General features: G+C 45.4%; 24 protein-coding genes and 6 pseudogenes. 17 read left to right on the top strand and 13 right to left on the bottom strand.

Annotated features, from left to right (window positions below; all coding sequences use genetic code 11):
• Positions 1–96: 96 nt before the first annotated feature.
• Positions 97–342 carry a hypothetical protein gene (locus BM427_RS08165; protein WP_090120768.1) on the bottom strand — a complete coding sequence of 82 codons (246 nt, stop codon included), beginning with the start codon at positions 340–342 and terminating at the stop codon, positions 97–99.
• 234 nt (positions 343–576) lie between these two features.
• On the bottom strand, positions 577–1,485 hold the full coding sequence (locus tag BM427_RS08160) for a LysR family transcriptional regulator (protein WP_090120767.1): 909 nt from the start codon (positions 1,483–1,485) through the stop codon (positions 577–579).
• Positions 1,486–1,631: 146 nt separating this feature from the next.
• On the opposite strand from BM427_RS08160, the gene BM427_RS08155 reads away from it, so the two are divergent.
• Together BM427_RS08155 and BM427_RS08150 are read left to right on the top strand one after the other, a co-directional pair.
• Positions 1,632–2,498, top strand: coding sequence for an NmrA family NAD(P)-binding protein (locus tag BM427_RS08155; protein ID WP_090120765.1), 867 nt, complete (start codon positions 1,632–1,634; stop codon positions 2,496–2,498).
• 472 nt (positions 2,499–2,970) lie between these two features.
• Entirely contained in the window at positions 2,971–3,876 is a 906-nt protein-coding gene (locus BM427_RS08150) for an alcohol dehydrogenase catalytic domain-containing protein (RefSeq protein WP_090120763.1), read from the top strand.
• Positions 3,877–3,914: 38 nt separating this feature from the next.
• Here BM427_RS08150 and gstA read toward each other — a convergent pair whose 3' ends face one another.
• A complete protein-coding gene (gene gstA, locus BM427_RS08145) occupies positions 3,915–4,520 on the bottom strand; it encodes a glutathione transferase GstA (protein ID WP_090120761.1) in 606 nt (201 codons plus the stop codon).
• A gap of 131 nt (positions 4,521–4,651) precedes the next feature.
• Here gstA and BM427_RS08140 point away from each other — a divergent pair, with 131 nt between their 5' ends.
• Positions 4,652–5,527: a LysR family transcriptional regulator gene (locus BM427_RS08140; protein ID WP_090120759.1), complete on the top strand. Its 876-nt coding sequence runs from the start codon at positions 4,652–4,654 to the stop codon at positions 5,525–5,527.
• Here BM427_RS08140 and BM427_RS08135 read toward each other — a convergent pair.
• Positions 5,498–5,734 (bottom strand): hypothetical protein, encoded by a 237-nt coding sequence (locus BM427_RS08135; protein ID WP_090120756.1) that lies wholly within the window; start codon positions 5,732–5,734, stop codon positions 5,498–5,500. The two genes, BM427_RS08140 and BM427_RS08135, sit on opposite strands and share 30 nt — an antisense overlap.
• Positions 5,735–5,816: 82 nt before the next feature.
• Here BM427_RS08135 and BM427_RS08130 point away from each other — a divergent pair, with 82 nt between their 5' ends.
• The 3 genes from BM427_RS08130 to BM427_RS26330 all read left to right on the top strand — a co-directional run bounded on the left by BM427_RS08130 (position 5,817) and on the right by BM427_RS26330 (position 7,421).
• Positions 5,817–6,380, top strand: coding sequence for a helix-turn-helix domain-containing protein (locus BM427_RS08130; protein ID WP_090120753.1), 564 nt, complete (start codon positions 5,817–5,819; stop codon positions 6,378–6,380).
• Positions 6,377–6,904: a GNAT family N-acetyltransferase gene (locus BM427_RS08125; RefSeq protein WP_090120752.1), complete on the top strand. Its 528-nt coding sequence runs from the start codon at positions 6,377–6,379 to the stop codon at positions 6,902–6,904. Before BM427_RS08130 ends, BM427_RS08125 begins: the two co-directional genes overlap by 4 nt.
• Positions 6,905–7,136: 232 nt before the next feature.
• On the top strand, positions 7,137–7,421 hold the full coding sequence (locus BM427_RS26330; protein WP_437438205.1) for a methyltransferase domain-containing protein: 285 nt from the start codon (positions 7,137–7,139) through the stop codon (positions 7,419–7,421).
• Here BM427_RS26330 and BM427_RS26485 read toward each other — a convergent pair.
• Positions 7,390–7,550, bottom strand: a pseudogene (locus BM427_RS26485) (DUF7079 family protein); the annotation flags it as partial. The gene BM427_RS26330 and the pseudogene BM427_RS26485 sit on opposite strands and share 32 nt — an antisense overlap.
• 134 nt (positions 7,551–7,684) lie before the next feature.
• Here BM427_RS26485 and BM427_RS08110 point away from each other — a divergent pair.
• The 5 genes from BM427_RS08110 (at position 7,685) to BM427_RS08090 (ending at position 10,196) form a co-directional block, all read left to right on the top strand.
• Positions 7,685–7,927: a hypothetical protein gene (locus BM427_RS08110; RefSeq protein ID WP_139234394.1), complete on the top strand. Its 243-nt coding sequence runs from the start codon at positions 7,685–7,687 to the stop codon at positions 7,925–7,927.
• Between the two features lie 13 nt (positions 7,928–7,940).
• On the top strand, positions 7,941–8,267 hold the full coding sequence (locus BM427_RS26325) for a glycoside hydrolase family 19 protein (protein ID WP_090120749.1): 327 nt from the start codon (positions 7,941–7,943) through the stop codon (positions 8,265–8,267).
• Positions 8,264–8,599, top strand: a complete 336-nt coding sequence (locus tag BM427_RS08100; protein ID WP_090120748.1) for a hypothetical protein — start codon at positions 8,264–8,266, stop codon at positions 8,597–8,599. Before BM427_RS26325 ends, BM427_RS08100 begins: the two co-directional genes overlap by 4 nt.
• Positions 8,600–8,976: 377 nt before the next feature.
• Positions 8,977–9,918: a hypothetical protein gene (locus tag BM427_RS08095; protein WP_090120746.1), complete on the top strand. Its 942-nt coding sequence runs from the start codon at positions 8,977–8,979 to the stop codon at positions 9,916–9,918.
• Entirely contained in the window at positions 9,918–10,196 is a 279-nt protein-coding gene (locus tag BM427_RS08090; RefSeq protein ID WP_090120744.1) for a hypothetical protein, read from the top strand. Before BM427_RS08095 ends, BM427_RS08090 begins: the two co-directional genes overlap by 1 nt.
• A gap of 407 nt (positions 10,197–10,603) precedes the next feature.
• On the opposite strand, the gene BM427_RS08085 is transcribed toward BM427_RS08090, so the two are convergent.
• From BM427_RS08085 to BM427_RS08060, 7 genes and pseudogenes are all read right to left on the bottom strand, one after another.
• Positions 10,604–11,071 carry a hypothetical protein gene (locus tag BM427_RS08085; protein ID WP_090120743.1) on the bottom strand — a complete coding sequence of 156 codons (468 nt, stop codon included), beginning with the start codon at positions 11,069–11,071 and terminating at the stop codon, positions 10,604–10,606.
• A gap of 2 nt (positions 11,072–11,073) precedes the next feature.
• A complete protein-coding gene (locus BM427_RS08080) occupies positions 11,074–11,511 on the bottom strand; it encodes a hypothetical protein (RefSeq protein WP_175539133.1) in 438 nt (145 codons plus the stop codon).
• 29 nt (positions 11,512–11,540) lie between these two features.
• Positions 11,541–11,680 (bottom strand): annotated as a pseudogene (locus tag BM427_RS26480) (primase-like DNA-binding domain-containing protein); the annotation flags it as partial.
• Between the two features lie 141 nt (positions 11,681–11,821).
• Entirely contained in the window at positions 11,822–12,046 is a 225-nt protein-coding gene (locus BM427_RS25965; RefSeq protein ID WP_244316638.1) for a hypothetical protein, read from the bottom strand.
• 42 nt (positions 12,047–12,088) lie between these two features.
• A pseudogene (locus BM427_RS26475) lies at positions 12,089–12,250 on the bottom strand (ash family protein); the annotation flags it as partial.
• A complete protein-coding gene (locus tag BM427_RS26470) occupies positions 12,204–12,377 on the bottom strand; it encodes an ash family protein (protein ID WP_090120740.1) in 174 nt (57 codons plus the stop codon). The pseudogene BM427_RS26475 and the gene BM427_RS26470, both read right to left, overlap by 47 nt.
• 268 nt (positions 12,378–12,645) lie before the next feature.
• A pseudogene (locus BM427_RS08060) lies at positions 12,646–12,994 on the bottom strand (transposase); the annotation flags it as partial.
• A gap of 311 nt (positions 12,995–13,305) precedes the next feature.
• Here BM427_RS08060 and BM427_RS26320 point away from each other — a divergent pair.
• The 4 genes from BM427_RS26320 to BM427_RS08040 are packed head-to-tail and all read left to right on the top strand — an operon-like array spanning position 13,306 to position 17,176.
• Positions 13,306–13,476 carry a FibroRumin family radical SAM-modified Cys-rich RiPP gene (locus BM427_RS26320; RefSeq protein ID WP_090120739.1) on the top strand — a complete coding sequence of 57 codons (171 nt, stop codon included), beginning with the start codon at positions 13,306–13,308 and terminating at the stop codon, positions 13,474–13,476.
• Positions 13,477–13,478: 2 nt separating this feature from the next.
• Positions 13,479–13,637 carry a FibroRumin family radical SAM-modified Cys-rich RiPP gene (locus BM427_RS26315; RefSeq protein WP_090120737.1) on the top strand — a complete coding sequence of 53 codons (159 nt, stop codon included), beginning with the start codon at positions 13,479–13,481 and terminating at the stop codon, positions 13,635–13,637.
• Positions 13,630–15,033, top strand: a complete 1,404-nt coding sequence (locus BM427_RS08045) for a FibroRumin system radical SAM peptide maturase (protein WP_208809135.1) — start codon at positions 13,630–13,632, stop codon at positions 15,031–15,033. The genes BM427_RS26315 and BM427_RS08045 overlap by 8 nt, the downstream gene beginning before the upstream one ends.
• Before the next feature lie 4 nt (positions 15,034–15,037).
• Complete coding sequence (locus tag BM427_RS08040) at positions 15,038–17,176, top strand: ATP-binding cassette domain-containing protein (protein WP_090120736.1); 2,139 nt, start codon at positions 15,038–15,040, stop codon at positions 17,174–17,176.
• A 303-nt stretch (positions 17,177–17,479) separates the two neighbouring features.
• Here the strand turns inward: BM427_RS08040 and BM427_RS08035 are convergent.
• Positions 17,480–18,447, bottom strand: a pseudogene (locus BM427_RS08035) (IS110 family RNA-guided transposase).
• Positions 18,448–18,635: 188 nt separating this feature from the next.
• On the opposite strand from BM427_RS08035, the pseudogene BM427_RS25255 reads away from it, so the two are divergent.
• Together BM427_RS25255 and BM427_RS08030 are read left to right on the top strand one after the other, a co-directional pair.
• Positions 18,636–18,729, top strand: a pseudogene (locus tag BM427_RS25255) (transposase); the annotation flags it as partial.
• Between the two features lie 72 nt (positions 18,730–18,801).
• The coding region (locus BM427_RS08030) for a transposase (protein ID WP_139234393.1) at positions 18,802–18,993 on the top strand (192 nt) is incomplete at its 3' end.

Here is an 18,993-nt window from a genome sequence, read left to right as displayed (position 1 = left end):
TAACGTTTGTTCAGCCCCTTCCGGGGCTTTTAAACAAACACTTATCAGACTGGGCTGGGTTGTTTATACATTACTCTTTTCGTCCCTTTAACAACCTTAAACGCCTGCCAAAAAAGTTGTTACCACGATAAAAAATACAGGAACAAAGAAAACCGTGAATAACGTGCCGCTGATAATGCCGCTTCCTGCAATGAACTGCCAACCCACTCTCCGGTAAACCCAGGCAGTAATGCCCGGGCCAGTTGTTCCATGGTTTTCATCGCCGGGAGAGTCCTTTAACACAACTTCAGGACGCTGCTGTGGCTGGTGCCACTTCATCTCTTTCGGGAAAACAGCCTGCATAATGCGCTATTCACTGTTGGCGTTCTTCAGGCACTTAGCCGTGGTGCTGTGATTAACGCACCCAGGTGCAGGAAACAGCACAAAGCCGACGTTCATCTGAAAATGGTTTTAAAAGGCTGGCGAGCAGTGCGCAGCCAGCCCTCTGTATGTTGCGCAGCGGCATGAGGAGCGAGCCGATGCCACATATCATCCTGAAGCTGAATGGAGAGTAGCGCGTCGCAGCCGTTCCTGAGCTTATACACCGCGCTCTAAGACTCTACTTACAAAATCTACAAACGCTCTCACTTTAGCGGGGGGAAGGCGCCGGGATGGATATAACGCATAAAGCGGAAATCTTTCTCCTTCCCAGCCAGTAAGCAACTCGACCAGACGCCCCTCGGCCAGCAGATCTTCAATGCCGCTGGCTTTAATTCGTGCAATTCCTGCGCCCGCCACACAGGCTGCGATTAGCGTTCCGGAGTCATTCACCATCAGGCGACTGGATATTTTGACAGGAATAACGTTTCCATTTAATGCATATTCCCATTCTAATGGCTGCCCGGTCATTGAACTTCTGACCTGAATGCAGGAATGGTGAATTAAATCCGCCGGTGTTTCAGGCTTGCCATGCAGTTGAATATATTCCGGAGACGCCACAGTTTTAGTGGGCACTTCAAGCAACCTGCGGGCGATCAAAGAAGACACTGGCGGGTTACCAAACCGTACAGCAATATCAAATCCTTCTGAGACCAGATCCCCGAGCTGATCGCGTGCAACAATTTCCACTGAAATACCCGGATAGGATTTCATAAACGCATTAATAGTCGGAGCCAGAGTGTGTCGTGAAAAAAAAGGATCAACATTCACGCGCAGGCGCCCGGTAACGGCGGTAGACGCTCCGGAAGTCAGACTGATAGCATCACTGATACCCGCCAGCAGCGGGCTTATCTCTTCATACAACCTTCTGCCTTCATCAGTCAGCTTCACTGCACGAGTGGTTCTGTCAAAAAGCCTTACACCAATACTGGTTTCCAGTCTGGTTACTGCCCTGCTTACGCCTGAAGCAGACATGTTGAGAGATTCTGCTGCCCGGGCAAAGCTACCGCTGTGCACAATCGCCGCCAGTACGCTGATATTCGACAATTGCCGCCCGTCAACGCTCATGATCATTTCTCCTGATGGTTAATAGATGACTTTATGTCACTAATGTGGTGAATGTTTGAGCATTCTGTCAACAACTTATCTTCCTTATACTCGCGCTCACTGGCAAACGTTTGACCTGTGTTCTTTCAGAAAAAGGAAACTAATAAATGTATGTTATCACTGGAATTACCGGCAAAGTTGGCGGCGTTGTTGCACGCACGCTACTGAGCAAGAATCTTTCTGTTCGCGGCGTCATGCGTAACGCCGACAAAGCCGGAGAATGGCGGGCGCTTGGGTGTGAAGTCGCGATTGCAGAGATGGATGATGCTGGCGCTTTGGCTGAAGCATTTAAAGGAGCGAAAGGGGTGTTCATCCTTCCTCCTTCAGATTTTGACCCGGCGCCGGGGTTCCCGATTGCATGTCGTATCATTGATGCTCTTGTTCGGGCTATTCGTAGCGCTGAACCCGAGAAGGTGGTCTGCCTTTCTACCATCGGCGCGCAGGCATCACAGATTAACCTGCTAACTCAGCGCACGCTGATGGAAAAGGCGCTGAACGGCCTGGAGTTGCCGGTCGCGTTTCTTCGTCCTGGATGGTTTATGGAGAACTGTGCCCTGGATGTTGTCTCTGCCAGCGAGAAAGGCGTAATTCAAAGTTTTTTACAACCCCTGGATAAAGCCATTCCGATGGTAGCCACAGCCGATGTTGGTAAGTTAGCTGCCTCGTTATTACAGCAGAACTGGACTGGAAAACGCGTCGTTGAATTGGAGGGGCCATGTCGCGTCTCGCCAAATGATATTGCCAGCACTTTCTCGCAAATTTTAGGCCGCCCGGTTGTTGCCGAAGCCGTTGCGCGTCACGCCTGGGAAACGTTATTTCGTGAGCAGGGGCACCAATTTCCTTCGCCTCGTATGCAGATGATCAATGGCTTTAACGAAGGCTGGATTTGCTTCGAAGGGGCTGAAGATGTGCGGGTTATCGGCGACACGCGACTGGAAGAGGTGCTTCGCAGTTTACTGAAAGCTGGAAATTAATATCTTTGTGCTGATGGTTCCTTCCTGCGGCGGCCCGCCTGTTTCTCCGGCTGGTCGCGGAACCGCTGGCAGTTGTCAGAATCAGCACACAAATAGGCCGTTACTATCAGCGAAGTGCAAACGTCAGGACTTACCAACGATGGCTCCGATTGACGATAGAAAAGCGCCGCCGCGCAGGTACACTTGACAGCAAACTTTCGCCTGAATAGGCTTACGCAACGTCGCGAAAAACGATCATTTCTGATTCTGGAGTGATCGCGCATACGTCGAGTCTGTGCCCTCACAGTTTGACCAGCGTCTTCGAAATCAACGGCTTTACTGCCATGAAATGGCGGGAGCACTTATCGTTACCCTTGCGTAGCGATACGATAAACGGAGCGCATCTATGTCAAACTCAAGTTCTACACCCGCTTTATCTGTCAGTTCACGTCCGGGTTTTTCTCATCCTTTGCGCTCCGGCGACAGTCACACGATGAAGGCAATCCGTTATCACGCTTTCGGCGGGCCTGACGAATTGAAAGTCGAGGAAATAGCGGTTCCACATCCTGGACCCGGGGAGATCCGCATTATGGTGCATTGTGCGGGTGTGAACCCCTCTGACTGGAAACGAAGAGAAGGTCTGTATCGGGCATTCGAAGATATTACGTTTCCGCTCACGGTCGGTGTGGAAGCCAGCGGCATTGTGGATGAGATTGGCGACGGCGTTTGTGACGTTGCTATTGGCACTGCGGTATTTGGCTTTGGCGATGGTACCGTCGCGGAGAAAGCCATCCTTACCCACTGGGCGGTCAAACCCGCGGCCGTCTCTTTTGAAGTGGCGGCCGGCTTGCCTGTTATTGTTGATACCGCTACCCGGGCACTGGATGAAGTGAACATCGAAGCAGGGCAGACTCTGCTGGTCAGCGGGGCGGCAGGGGGCGTAGGCACAGCGATAGTTCAGCTGGCACGTCTGCGCGGCATTAACGTTATTGGCACCGCAAGTTCTCCTAAGCATGTTTATCTCGCTTCATTAGGTGCAGTGCCTGCGACTTACGCTCCGGGCTTGAAGGCACGAATAACTCAGTTAGCCCCCATGGGCGTCGATGCTGCTATTGACGTTGCGGGATCCGGAATTATCGCTGAGTTGATTGCCATCGTGGGCGATCCCTCCCATGTCCTTTCCGTCGCGGATTTTTCAGCAGAGCAATATGGCGCAAAGTTTTCCCATGGCCCGCCAGAGCAACCGGAAATTGCCTTTGCAGAAGTTGCCCATCTCTGCGCGCATGGCCTTTTTCAACTTCCTGTTCAGGGAGTATACCCTCTGGAACAGACGGCAGAAGCACATCGGGTGAGCGCAGAAGGGCACGTCACCGGCAAACTGGTCATGAAGGTTCGCTAAGGATACAACGCATGCGCTCACCGTAAGTCTCTGCGAACTTATTGCGACGCTTCTGCAAGTAATGCTGCCTGTACAGCAGGACGCGCATTGATCTTTCTCTTATACGCTAACAGGGCGGGCCAGCGATTCAGTTCGAAGGAGAAGAATTTACACCAGCCCAGCACGGTGAAAAGGTAGGCATCAGCGACGCTGAACGACGAACCGGTCAGATAGGGTTTATCGTTGAGTGTATACTCAAGGAAATCGAAGCGCCGGAAGAGCTTCTCACGAAAAACCGTTCTGACCTCTTCCGGTAGCGTGGTGTTGAACAGCGGTGCTGAGCCTGCGTGTATTTCACTGGTGATAAAGTTCAGCCACTCCTGCAGACGCACCCGCGCCCAGCTGCCCGCTCGCGGCGCCAGCCCGCTTTCCGGTTTTATGTCGGCGAGGTACTGCACAATGGCCGGGCCTTCGGTGAGTATCTGACCGTTATCCAGTTCCAGTGCAGCGACATAGCCTTTAGGGTTAATGGTCCGGAAATCGTGTCCGTCCGCAGTGAGTTTGCTCCTGTTATCCACTTTGACCAGTTCAAACGCCAGCCCGAGTTCACGCAGCACAATGTGTGGTGAAAGCGAACAGGTGTTCGGGGCGTAATACAATTTCATGCTCTCTCTCCGGTAAATTGAAAAGCTGTCGCGTAACATTCAGCGCGATCCTCAATACACTGTGATTAAAGCGTCTCGCGCTGTAAAATTAATGTTTCATAAATTAGCTATTAGCTGAACTACTGATACTTATGATGAATCTTTTGCACTGGCGCTTACTGGTCGCAGTGGCAGATGCCAGCAATATCTCGCGTGCCGCTGAGGAGGTTGGAATGACCCAGTCCGGTGCCAGCCAGGCTATCGCGCAGTTAGAGGCTTCACTTGGGTTCGCGGTATTTACGCGTGAGCGTCGATATATCGCTGTCACCGCGCTGGGGGAACAGGTTGTCGAGCATGCAAGGAGCATGCTGGCGCGGCTTAATGCGATCCGCGTATTGGCGGATGAGAGCCGGGGTTTACAGGGCGGCCGCATTCGCCTTGCCAGCTTTCCTTCCGTGACATCGACATTGTTGCCTGGACTGCTGCGCGACTTTAAGCGCCTGCACCCGGGCATGGAAGTGGTGGTGCTGGAAGGTACGGACGAGGAAGTCGAGGAGTGGCTTGCCGCAGACACCGTTGAGCTGGGCGTGGTAATGAACCCGCAACCAGGACGAGCCGACGTCATATTAGGGCAGGATGTATGGGTAGCAGTAATGCCAGCCGGTCATCCGCTGGGACGTCATGCCGGTACGAGCGGCATAACGCTGGAAAAACTGGCAGACCAACCCTTTGTTCTCGCCACCGGCGGATGTGTTGTCAATGGAAAAAGTCTGATGGAGCAGGCAGGTTTGCAGCTCTCTGACGTACGTGTGAAAGTGCGCGACTGGAGCAGCGCCTGCCTGCTGGTACGGGAAGGTATGGGCGTCGCGCTGGTCCCTGAATCTGCCCTGCTGGTTGAATTACGCGGTTTGTGCGTGGTGCCGGTGACACCTGCTGTTCAGCGTGAATTTGGTCTGGTTTGTTCGCCATGCGGAAAATCGTCTGCTGCGACACAGGCATTACTGAAAGGGCTGCGCAGAGGGGGATGATCGGCGACCAGGCGAACGCGTAATGTGATTCAGCCGTGTGCCTGCATCCCATTCACTGAGCGCCCTGACACCAGGCCCTGCGGCCTGAGCCGCTGTCGCCAGCGTCTTATCGCACTGATGTTCGTTCAGACAGGCCAGAACCTGGATTCCCCCGGCCTGCGGCTGGCGCTTTGCGGTTGTCACGCCTGCATAGTAGTAAAAACTCACGCTTTGCCATAGCGCTTGACAGGGTTTCAGTAATCAGTAATCTCTCTTTTATGGGAATAATATCTCAAATAAGAGAAATGACATGAACAACCAGGATTACAGGGCAAGATTGGCAGCACGTCTGGCTGCGCTGCGCTTACAGCATAATTGGTCACTTGACGCGCTTTCCTCTGCATCAGGCATCAGCAGGGCATCCTTATCACGGATTGAACGGGGTGAAGTCAGCCCGACAGCGGAGGCGCTCAACCAGCTCTGTATTGTATACGGTATGACAATGTCCCGGTTGATTAGCGAGATTGAACAGGCAGCAGATAATCTTTTCAGAGCAGAACAACAGCCCCTGTGGCTGGATGAGCTTAATGGATTTGAGCGACGCATGTTATTACCGCCTTCTAATCAGTTCAGATGCGAGATGATTGAGGGAAAGTTGCGCCCTGGCGCTTTCATTGAATATTCCAGCCCTCCCGTTCAGGGGCTTGAGCAATATATATGGTTATATGCAGGTGAATTAACGATTACGATGAATACTGAAAAATGGAATTTGAAAGAAGGCGACAGTTTGCGCTTTCATTTATCAGGTTCTTCATCATTCAGCGCTCATCAGAGCCTCGGTGCACATTATATTTTGGTGATATGTAAATCATGATTGAATATGAACTTCTCAGCGCCATACAGGCACATCAATGCTTACCAGAATTAGGTGACGTGTTGCAGTCTTGTGTAAAAGATGGAGCCAGTGTGGGTTTTACCGATCCCGATGATCGCGAGGCTATTGACCGTTTCTGGAAAGATAAAATTTACAGTCTTGCCAGTCACGATTGCGCGTTATTAATCGCCCGCGATAAGGGTTTTTTAGCGGCAACCGTCATCATTAACTATTGCGGCATTCCCAATGGCCGCCATCGTGCTGAAATATCCAAACTCCTCGTGCATCCACAGGCTCGTCGTCAGGGTATTGCCAGAGAATTAATGAATCGGGCTGAAGATATGGCCTGGAAAAAAGGCATCTCTTTACTGGTGCTGGATACGCGCACTGGAGATGTAGCCAGCGATTTATATCTTTCCCAGGGGTGGCAGATAGCCGGAGTCATACCCTGTTATGCGAAGTCGACCGAAAATACCTTACACGGCACAACGTTTATGTATAAAACTAATGCATCTGCGTGCTGATTATATTTTATTGGCACCTTTGCATTCATGTTGATTGTCATCTAAAAATGATTTACGGGCGCACAGAAAGAATCTGAAAAAATAACCGTATTATCGGTTCACTTCGGGCATGAAGCGGGGGTATTCAGCGTAGGCTGTCGGAAGCGTTATATTGCCAATAGCGCGGCCTTTTGCCAGTTATATCCGGCATGGGAACGTTATCTCCCGGTACGGGATATACTGGCAAAGCGGTGTGAAGAGGGTAACTGGAGAATATCTCGTGAAACAGTTCAACAAGAATGCAAATGCTTACGATAAAATCAGGAGCAAGATTACCTATCCACAGGCTCTGTACCGTTATCTTGCAGAACGGGCTCCCGCAACTAATGCCGCACTGGATATTGGTTGTGGTAACGGAGTCTCCAGCATTCGCCTTAAAGACTATTTCAGTTATGTGGCAGGATGCGATTTAGGAGAGGCGTTAATTGAACGGGCGCGAGTTAATTATCCAGAATCACAAAGATCTCCTCCCGGCTAAGCCCGGATTCCTTTAAAACCTGAGCCATCCATCGATAGTCATAGCCTGGCGTTCCCGACCGGTGAAAAGTTCTGATAAGGCGTGCCAGACAGTGATGTGGTTTGCTTGATCGTCATCAGTCAGTTGCATGTTAGTTCCTCCTGGCGCTGAAAAAGAAGAGAATAAGAATTTTCCTGGATTACAAACGAAAGCAAAAAATGCCTGCCAAATGCTCAATCGCGGTAGTTAAAATGATTATGGGATATAAGAAAAGGGAAAGGCAAATGGTTGATATCACAGCAGAGATGCTTTGGAATATAGCCAGGCATTATCGGCATATAGAAAGCCTGCTAAATTCACAGCATTACAATGTTCATGCCATAGCACCACATTTGAACCAATGGTTTACCGTTTATGGAATAAATACAGAATTAAGAGCCGCTCATTTTATAGCGCAAGCTTGTGTTGAAACTGCAAACTTTTCCATATTAACCGAAGTTTCCAAGAGATGGTGGCAGAGAATATGATGCAGGAACGCGGATAGGACGTAATTTAGGTAATACAGAAGTAGGTGATGGTCCAAAATTTATAGGTCGTGGGTTATTACATCTGACAGGTAGAGAAAATTATACGAATTTCGGAAGCCAGTTTGAGAAAGATTATGTAACCGATCCCACTATCGTTGCAAGGAACCCATATGTTGCCGTTAAGGCAGCGTGTTATTATTGGGATCTCAGGCATGTGAATGCGGTAGCAGACAGGGATGACGTAAATAAAGTAACCCTTCTCGTGAACGGTGGCTACAACGGTCTCGAAGAAAGGAAAGGGGCGTTGATAAGAGCGAAGAGAGAGCTTGGAATAATATGAAAGTATCAACTGGCATTCTAACATTATTATTGTGTTCTATAACTTTTCCGTCTTTGGCTGCTGCGAAACAGTCTGCGTTAACTTGTAAAGCTCAGGCAATAACAGAAGCAAATAAACTGCTGGCTTTTTATCGGGACAACGATGACAGGGCTGAGGTTGATAAAGATGTAACTGCATTAGCGAAGATGCAAAATCCGGAAAATAAATCGCAATATTTTGATGTATTGCAGACCTGGGGTTATATCTATAAAGGAAAATATCGGATGAGATTAATCTTTCTCAATGACTGTACTCTCATGGGGGAAGAAATTTTAGAGTATGCTAATCCTTAGTATCACTCTGATTTTCGCATATAACTCGGGGCGGCATTTTTGCCGCTCCCAACAATAAATTGAAAAACTTTCGATTAAAGTTGTGAATCCAACGGGGTGATGTAACGCTATCCTTAATCAAGGGGGGCGTTGCCATGAAACGAAGAACGCGGGTTAACTATTGGCGGGTAGGATCAATGGTTCTATAACCAGGAGTGACCGAATATGGTACTGAATGGCTTCATGCCGATGCGGCATATTCAGCACCTAACTGATTCTACTTATCAGCACTGTTAAAAATGGGGGGATTACCAACGAAGCATAATCAGATAAAACCCTAAGACCTTACTTTCTGACGGTCTTATAATCGATTGCATTGCTTGCCATGAGGAATATCAATGGACGTTATCCGGATGGATTTGCAGTCAAAATTGCAGGTAGTTCTTACCAAAGCAGCATCGTTGTTACCAGCTGATGTCGGGGAACAGCTTCTGGCTATGATCACTCCACAAGCGCTGGCGACCATGGCTAGTGTGGTCGTGATATGGGCTGGTGCTCACTTCTTTGGTATTGGCGAGATCGCTGATGTCATACTGCTGGTAGTAGGGTGGGTTGCGATAGGTGGTGTTGCTTTGGAAGCCGGGAAAAAGCTGTATGACTTTGCTATCAAAACTAACAATGCCAGAACAGAGGCAGACCTAGATGATGCTGCTAAAGATTTGGCAGAAGCTATCACCCTCATCGGTGTTAATACTGTCCTGGTACTGCTGTTCAGAAAGAAACCTGGTGATACTTTTAAAAAACCTCTAAGGGGTGTCGTTATGCCCCGTTATAGTGGAGAGATTGCTTCGCGCATGAATCTACCCCGGAATGGTGGATGGCGTTATACACCAAAAATAAAAATTACCAAATACAAGGATGTCATACAGGGGGCAACAAAACCCTGGGGTGATGCTGTGGTTGGTCGTAACTTCTATCCGGGAGCTATGTCAAAAGATGAAGCCTACCTTAAAATGCTCACCACGCTTTATCACGAGCAAGTCCATATGGCGATTGCCCCTAAGTTCTATCTGCTGCGTGAGTTACGGGTCTTTATGAGACAATCCGCTTATTCAAAGTCTTACATATTACGCTATCTTGAAGAAGCCCTGGCCGAAACTATTGGTTTGCTAAGAGCAAGGGGAATGAGTGCAGAATATATTGTTCAGGGTTTTAAATTTCCCTTGGGGAATACCTATGAGATAACTTTTTCCCTTCTACGACAGGAGGCCGCAGGAATGCTCCTGGGGCCCGTGACGGTCGGGGGGATTATGTACAGTGTCTGGTATGGAGCTCAGTAATGATTACGCAGGAGAAAGCAATACAGATAGCAAAAGATTATGCCGAACAAAACGGGCGAGGCTGGGATGAGCGTTACCACGAAGCCAGTCCTATGACACTATGTGGTGAACCTGTATGGATGATCTCTACCTCTGATAATGAATATTCAGAAGAACTTCCCTGGATGATGGAGCATATGCCAAATCCTTCATATTATTATATCAGCATGGTAGAGGCTAAGTGTATTGCAGTAGGAAGTCGATTGAATGAGTTTCTGCGAATAAATAAAGACCATTAATCTATCGTTAAAAATTGTGTAGATGCTTTTGGGATGGTTTAGGATTTCGTTGTTAGTGAGGGGGCGTGTGATGCTCGCCATGTCTGGAGCCATTCCATAATGGGTACACGTTTAATGGAGCACAGTATACGGTGTACCTAAACGTGTACCCATTATGGAATGTCATACCGAATGTCACATAATGTATTTGCCAATTTTTGACCATCTCAGGATGTTGCCGGTCACGCAGCAGGTAGGGGAAAATTCTTTTTTTTCGTTTAGCTATGCACACTGTTCACTGTGACTTCTATTATTTATTTATCAAATAGATAAGTAGTGATGAGTAAGTGAAGAGTGAATAGTAGACTCTTCACATTAGATCAATGTCAGTACCCTTTAGAACGCTCCGCGCTTTGGTGAAAATAGCGTCAGCGAATTTTCTCAGGTGCAGGAGTGGCCGAAATGATCATGTATTTTTTCAGTCCAGCTTCTCGTTTCACACCCTTCGGATCTGAACCAAAAGGAAGCCTCAAGCGTGGTGAGTCAACGGTTTTGATTGTCCAGAGAGAATCACCAATAAACCTGAAATTGATGCTATCCGCTGTAACGGATAATCCCTCAAAACTTCCTGTCGCGTACTCATTACCCAAACGGACGATCTCTTTAACGCCATCGTTAATATCGATAAGGGCAATTGTCAGTGATTCCTCAAAAATAACGTCATCCGTCAGAAAAAGGATATAACGCTGATCATTTACCTGCACTGCCGCTTCCAGTATTTGCCCTGGTACAATAATGCCTGTGTTATTGCCACTGAGCACAACGTCAGACTGAGCCTGAGATAAATCAGTCGCTTCGTGAACCTTCACCAGCGATATTGAATTAACCTGTTGCATAATCAATTCCACAAACGCCCCATTTCCCATGCGGCAAGAGCTCCGCCGACAAAGCCGCCGATAAGTACGCAAACAGGTGCACCTGGCCCACACATCAATCCCGCCATCGCGCCGCCTGCGGCAGCATCGGCAATACCTGCGCTGTTTATCGCTATTTGCCGCCCCGATTCTGAGACCTTATCGTCAGCGGTATAAATTTCATAAACAGAAATTGCAATCGAGAGAACGACGAGCCCTTTTCCTAAACGTGAGAGCTGCATCATTTTCATGTTCACTTGCGGGTTGGACTTGCCCGCGGATTCCACAATACCCGCATATATTTGATTTTTTTGTACTTCAGTGAGGCTATTAAAGTTTGCCTGGGAGCCAAACAGGGATTTAGCTTTTTTAGCGACTAACTCGTTGAGCGTTTTCCCCTCTGATTTCAGTTGTTCGGCCATTGCGCGACCAGGCGGTGTACTGCGCACTCTCACCAGTCGCCGTTGCTTTCCTCTTTCAGCATCAGGTTAGTCTGCATCCCCTTATTTGTCCGGCGCTTTTCATAGTTCAGGCCATACTCCTTCAGCATGTTCGACAAGTCTTGTCGAACATGCTGAGGCTGAGCGTGTTCTAGGCGAAGTTATCCTTCAGGTGCGGATCGCGCTCCTCCGGTGCAATCTGTTCGGGGAAGTGCAGGATAACCCGGCGACGGGAGACACCGCCGCTGCGGTCGGTGAAGCGCAGGGCGCGGTACGGGCGGTAACGGCTGCTTCATTCCTGTTCCTCCCCGTCGAGCCAGCGCTGATTGCAGCGCTCGATCACGGCATCGAGTTGATCCGTCATCAGGTAAATCAGGGAAAGAAGTTGCAGACGCTCAGCCGGATCGCGGCGGGCGGTCGCCTTGTCCTGTTCCGCTGCCAGTTCACTGACCAGATGGCCGATATTGCGCAGGTGTTCAAGATGTCTGAGATCGTCAAGGGTGAGGGTCGTAGCCATAAGGGCAACCTCCTTTGTTAGCTGAATACAGCTACCACCGGAGTTCCTACGCTCATGGGTGGTAGCCCGGACGGGGGTAGGAATACCGGCAACAAAGGAAACCGGCCAGCCCGAAGGCTGCCCTGCCCGAGCCACCATTATGAAGATGCTGCAACGGCTAAAAAACAGTGCGCAAATAATGGGTGCACGAGAGCACAGACACAAAAAAGACGCATGGCGCGTCTGGTGTCGCCTTTGTTTCGCTCGGGTTCCTACGCCCGGCTGCCGATTTTGCGGCTGCGGGAAAACTATACCTGGAAACGCCGAAAAGAAGCAAGCCAGAAAAAGGCATTTTGCAGACCGGGTAATATCATGCATCACTTGTATGATCCTGCTGCGTTGTTGGAACATGTCCGTGGACAAAAGTCGCCATTGCTATCGCCACATCTGACCTCTGCCAGAAAACGAGACCAACATTGGGATGGTCTGCCAGAAAAACCAAGGCTAATTTTCCACAGTGTGAAAACGTGCAATTGGAAGGCGACGGAAAGCAGTCGTTTGTTAGCATTCTAAGCGCCCCCACGTACGTGCTGAAAAATTCCCAGAAAAAGTGCCCGTCACATGGCTTTGACACGGAACTCAGCCTGATGTTTTCGATGAAGATATGCTTAATTTCAGGCGCTTCGCGAAGTATGTCGCGGCCTTTTAGAGAATAGCTAGTTCTTCATCACGCTTCACCAGTTGGCACTTCAGGCGCGCATTTTCGGCAGCCAGTTCATTCTCGCGCTCTGACGAGGTCATCTGTTGCTGTTGTTTACTGCGCCAGGTATAGAGCAGGGATTCATACAGGCTGAGTTCACGGGCAGCGGCAGCGATACCAATATGCTCAGCTAGTTTCAGGGCTTCATCGAGAAATTCAGGTGTGTACTATTTACGGGCCGTTTTGCTGGTCGATGCTGGTTTTGTCATGAGTAATCACCGCTGGCTGAGAGTTTACTCACTTAGTCGCGTGTCCACTAATGGTGGGTAAGATCAGGATCATAGATTTGATCTGTATCAGGTATTAGCTGATTTTATTAATGACTAAAACGAAGGATATAGGCATATAAAAATAATAAAATCAATAAATTACATGAGTATGGTAATTATAACCATCTCCAGTTCGGCTAAAATCCATAAAAATCATAGTATTAAACAAACTTGATTAACCATGTAAAAAGTGTATGTTTAAAATGCTAATTGACTTTCCTGTTTTAATTTTTTCATAGGATGAATGATATATGATTGAATATAGTCTTGCCGCATACTCTGAAATGTATGGTGAAATTCCTGATTTTGACTCTATTGAACTTGCTGCGCAATGTATTGGGCAATGTACAGGCTGTATGTGTAATTGTCGCTGTTCCTGTACTGGAAGTACTATTTCTGGTTTCGAGTGGGAGAGTTTTTGATTATGGTTGCTACTGAAAATCAATTCAATGAATTATATGGTTCTATTTTAGCTGATGTAACAACAATGGCAAGGTGTGCGTGTGTGGCATGCAATTCATGTACTTGTGCATGTAGCTGTAGGGGCTATCTAGACGACGATGATATGGAGTGGGTTGAATAAATTGATTTCTTTATCTCGTTTTACTCATTGCTTTGAACTTAATGATGCTGTTGCATTATACCATTCATTGCGAATGAAACCTGTTTATCTGTCAAAAAAACAGTATAAAGAATTGCTGGTTTTTTTGAATGATCAATCTTCTATTTCTTTAAATTCCGCCCCATCATCTTTATTACCTCTAATTGAAGAACTTGATAAATATAAAATAATCACGCAAAGTGATGCTGAAGATGACAATGTTTTAAAATTTGTTCGGTCACGAATACCAGCCCCATCAGTTAATGTTTGTTATTTTATTTTAACTGAACAGTGCAATTTAGCATGTAAATATTGTTTCTTAGGTAACAATGTTCCAGAAAGGAGAGAAAAATTCTCATCCAACAGAATGACCAAAGAAATGGCTGAACAGTCACTGTCTTTTTTTATTAGACAAATACAGTTATCTGGCAACGTCAATCCGGACAATAAACCTGCCATAATATTTTATGGAGGTGAACCACTCCTCAATTTCTCTGTTTTAGAATATGTAGCGTTACGGGTAAAAGAATTGACTCTTATAGAGCCAGCTCTTAAAAATGTCGAGTTATCTGTTATTACAAATGGTCTTTTACTTAATGAGCATCGATTAAAGCGTCTCAAGGAGTTAGGGGTGTCTATCGCTATTTCTATTGATGGATGCTCTGAAGAAGCAAATGCACAACGTATAGATGTTGCGGGAAGGGAAACTTATTCCAAAGTTATAGAAATACTGGACTTGGCTAAGAAATTTGATGTAGCCATCTCTCTTTCAGTTACATTAACGGAAGAAACGATTAAAGATAAGGAGAAGATACTAAAATTAATATCTGATTATGAAATAAAAGGGTTTGGGTTTAATATTTTAATGTCAGATGAGTCATATATTGTTAGTGATGAATATAATAACAAAGCCTCTGATTTTATTATTGATATATTTCATGATCTGCGAGCCGCTGGCATTTATGAAGATCGCATGATGCGAAAGCTTAAAGCTTTTTCCAAATCGAAAGTCTATTTCTCAGATTGCGCAGCAACGGCTGGATCTCAAATTGTGATTACACCTGATGGAAGTGTTGGAGTCTGTCATGGCTGTATTGCCGAAAGAAAGTATTTTAAGACTTCGATTAAAGATGAATTTTTTAATGCAAATATTGACCCGCTATTCATTGAATGGTCACAATTGACACCTTTAAATAAAGATGAATGTTTATCATGTGAGGCATTAGGCATATGTGGTGGTGGATGTCCTATTAATGCATCACATTGCCAGAATGGGAATACTATCAACTCACTAGATGAAAGGTTCTGTATACATTCAAAGAAAACACTTAATTTTCTTATTGAGGATTTATATAGAATAATTAAAAAGAGCAATTAATATAATGAAACCAGAATATATCAAGATTGAGGGAATTGAGACTAACAATTTAAAAAACATAGACGTTATTATTAAAAAAAAGGCAGTTAATCTTATTACCGGTCCATCTGGAAGCGGTAAGTCATCTCTTGCATATGATACAATATCCCAAATTGGATTATATGAATTTAATTCAATGTATTCTGATGTAATATTTGAACCCAACTTCCGCGTCAAGTCCTACTCAAATATGAGTGTGACTGTACCTATTAAGCAAATCAACACAAATAATAATATACGCTCCACAATAGGAACATACTTCAATATAAACCATCATATAGCATTAATTTTTTCTATTCTCTTAAATATGCCATACGAATTTTTTATACTTAACAAAGAGGAAAATGCATGTCCCAAATGCCTAGGTATTGGATATGAAAAAAAATTAGATTTATTCAAATTAATTGATTTTAATTCAAAGATTAAAGACATCCCAATCAGATGCTGGAGCAAATATAAAGATTTCTATTCTGATATATTAATAAAATATTGCTCGGATGTTGGAATTGATTACAATAAAAAATTCTTCCAATTAACTAAAAATGAGCAACAATCGATTCTCTATGGAGAAAGTGATAATAAGTACACCATTCGATTCAAGAAAACAAACTCATTATCAAGCAGGACAACTAGATACTTTGGCATTATGACCGGAAAATTAATGCTTCCAACAGCATCAATTAGTAGTGGTTTTTTTTCTGAAGTAATATGTTCTGAATGTTATGGGCGTAAATATTCGCACAAACACCATGATTTTAAAATTAGTGGCATATCCATCGGGGAGTTAATGTGTACTCCATTTTGCGAAATTGTTCCATGGTTGAAAGATGTAAAGGCATCATCGGAAAGTGAAAAGCTAACTTTTTCTCTTCAAAGATTATTAGATTTTTCCAATACGGCTTTATCATTAAATTTAGGATATTTATTTTTTAACAGAACGATACCATCTTTGTCAGGAGGAGAGTTTCAAAGAATAAAGTTAGTTCAGGTTTTTAATACTCAATTAATGGATTTATTGATTGTACTCGATGAGCCTCTAGCTGGACTTTCCACAAAGGAAAAAGAAATTATGTATGACAAGATAATTTCTTTATCCAAAAATCACACACTTATTTTGATCGATCACCATGACATGTTTTACAACTCTGAAAATAATATTATTGTTCTCGGGTGGGGTGGAGGTAAATATGGAGGGGAAAGAGTAGATTTCAAGGAGTACACTAAATCACAATCTGTTTTTTTTAAATCAGACATTCCAAAATATACTAGCATCGTTGACATCAAGATAAATAGCGATATATATAATTATCATGGAGTAGATATAAAAATTCATGAACGAGACCTAAATTTAGTTATTGGTATTTCAGGAGTTGGCAAGTCAACTCTATTAAGAGAGTATTTGCCTTATTATTTTAAAAACTATATATACATAAACCAAAAACCCCTAGTCGGAAACTCTAATTCAAATGTAGCAACAACATTAGGACTTTCAGATAAAATCTTTTATTTATTTTCAAAAAAATTCAAAAAAAATAAAAATTTCTTTTCAAACCATACAGGTAATGAGGGTGTTTGTCAAAATTGTCATGGCTCTGGATATATTTCACACGGGAATGATTTTCAATCCATTTCAAAGATAGAATGTAAGGAATGTCATGGTACAGGGTTCAATAAAAGGTTAAGCACATTTAGAATAAAGGAAAGAAGTGTTATTGATATATGGAACATGACTTTAGATGAAGCTATTTTTTATTTTGACTTTGACGATAATATTTGTCAAATATTACTTGATGCTAAAAAAATCTTACTGGGACATTTGATTCTAGGCCAAGCTATAGCTACTTTGTCTGGTGGTGAAAATGTACGGATAAAAATACTAAAATCTTTAAAATCAAAAGCCCTTGTATATGGTATAGATGAACCCTTCCGAGGTTTGAATACTCTAGAAATACATACTTTAGCCACTTTTTTTATAAATCTTTCGAAAGATGGCAGAACCATTATAGTTGCAGACCATGAAGAAGCCTGCTACAAATATTTTCCGTACCGGATTAAACTAAATAACACCGACAAAAAACTAATTGGAGAGTTCATCAATGAATAATCGCTATGATATTAATCATCGACTTAGTTATAAAAACTATATAAGGCGTCAAAGATAGTAATAGATGGTTATATTTCACTCGCTTTAAATTACAAGGATTTTTCGCATATTTTATTGGAAATAAGAGAGAATTTATCTTTAACTTGATGTGTAGTCCCTTCAGTTTTTAGTACCACTGCCAATGAGGATCTCTGATCCTACCCATCATTAGTGGACACGCGACTAAGGTGAGTTGGACTGACCCCGCCACGGTAGACAATCCTGCCCTATAGTTTGAGCATAGCAACTGTCTTTAGCGCCCGTTTACGAAGCATGTTGGTGATACATTGGATCCCATGCTTCATTCTTTTTCAGCATTGCGTTCAGTATGGTCAACAATTTTCTTATGCAGGCCGTCAGTGCAACTTTTTTGGGTTTTCCTGCGGCAACCAGGCGTGTATAGAACTCTTTAATTATCGGGTTGTGCCTCGTCCCAACCAGGGCTGACATATAGAGCGCTGTACGGACTGAAGCTCGCCCTCCGAATACTGTTCGGCGACCGCGCATCGTACCGGAATCCCTGTTTACTGGAGCAACCCCAATAAGGGCGCTAATTTCTCGTCGTGACAGTGAGCCAAGTTCCGGAACTTCTGCCAGTAGCACGGCGACTGTCGCAGTTCCAACGCCTTTAACTGCGTTCAGAAGCTCGGATAATTCACTGAAATGCTTCTTGATGTGAATCGCCATTTCACCTTCAATACGCGCCAACTCGCCCTTCAGGGCCGAAATAATTGATCTAATGCTTGCATGGCTCAGAGGATGCGAGGGATGTAATCGGTTTCGTTCGGCTGTAAGCATGGCTGTTAGCTGTCTGCGTCTGGCCACCATCGCAGCCAGAATCTGCCTGTGGGCATCAGGCATGGGACGAATGTATTTTTCCCGTTCCGGGTGCTGGTTAATAACTTCCGACATCTGAAGCAATACTCTGGCATCTATACGATCAGTCTTCGCCAGATAGCCCATTGCACGGGCAAAATCTCGAGCCTGGCGGGATTAATGACGACAACGTCAAAGCCTTCTGATTGAAGATAACAAGCCACACCTGACTCCAGCCCCCCTGTCGCTTCCATGAGGATCAACCTTGTTTCATTTCTCTTTAACTCCCTGAGAACTTGAGTAAAACCATCAGTTCCATTTGGTACAGTGAACTGGCTGGCAATATTGCTGATTGCAATATCCAGAGTACCTTTTGAAACATCTATGCCTGCACAACGTTGATTTGACACGCTCATCTATACCCCTCCTTGCCAATACGATTTGAAGTTCGGACAACTGTTCGGGCTTCAGATGAACGGCTCAGCCTGTGCGTCAATCGCTATGCTGCGGGCTTCAATAACCCCGGGAGGAATCGGACTACACAGACCTTGCCAAATCTAAGCCAGTTCATAGTAATCCACTTTCGAGATACAAGGAGGAGCGTATGGGCACACCGCGATTTACACCTGAATTTAAGGAAGAAGCCGTCCGTCAGCGGTTATTCCGTCGCCGAAGTATCTGACCGTCTGGGCGTTTCCGTGACCTGCTCCCCGTTGATTAATACACCGTGATGTTAGTAATGTCTTCATAAGCCACATGAGGACACCCCCATGAAGAAGCGTTTTTCCGACGAACAGATTATCAGTATCCTCCGCGAGGCCGAAGCCGGGGTTTCTGCCCGGGAACTCTGCCGCAAGCATGCTATTTCAGACGCTACTTTCTATGCCTGGCGCAATAGGTTTGGCGGCATGGAAGTCCCTGAGGTAAAGCGGCTTAAGTCACTTGAAGAGGAGAACGCCCGC

Origin of the sequence: Kosakonia arachidis (assembly GCF_900116535.1) — a bacterium.
Taxonomy (GTDB): Bacteria; Pseudomonadota; Gammaproteobacteria; order Enterobacterales; family Enterobacteriaceae; genus Kosakonia; species Kosakonia arachidis.
This window is presented reverse-complemented; position numbering and strand designations above follow the sequence as displayed.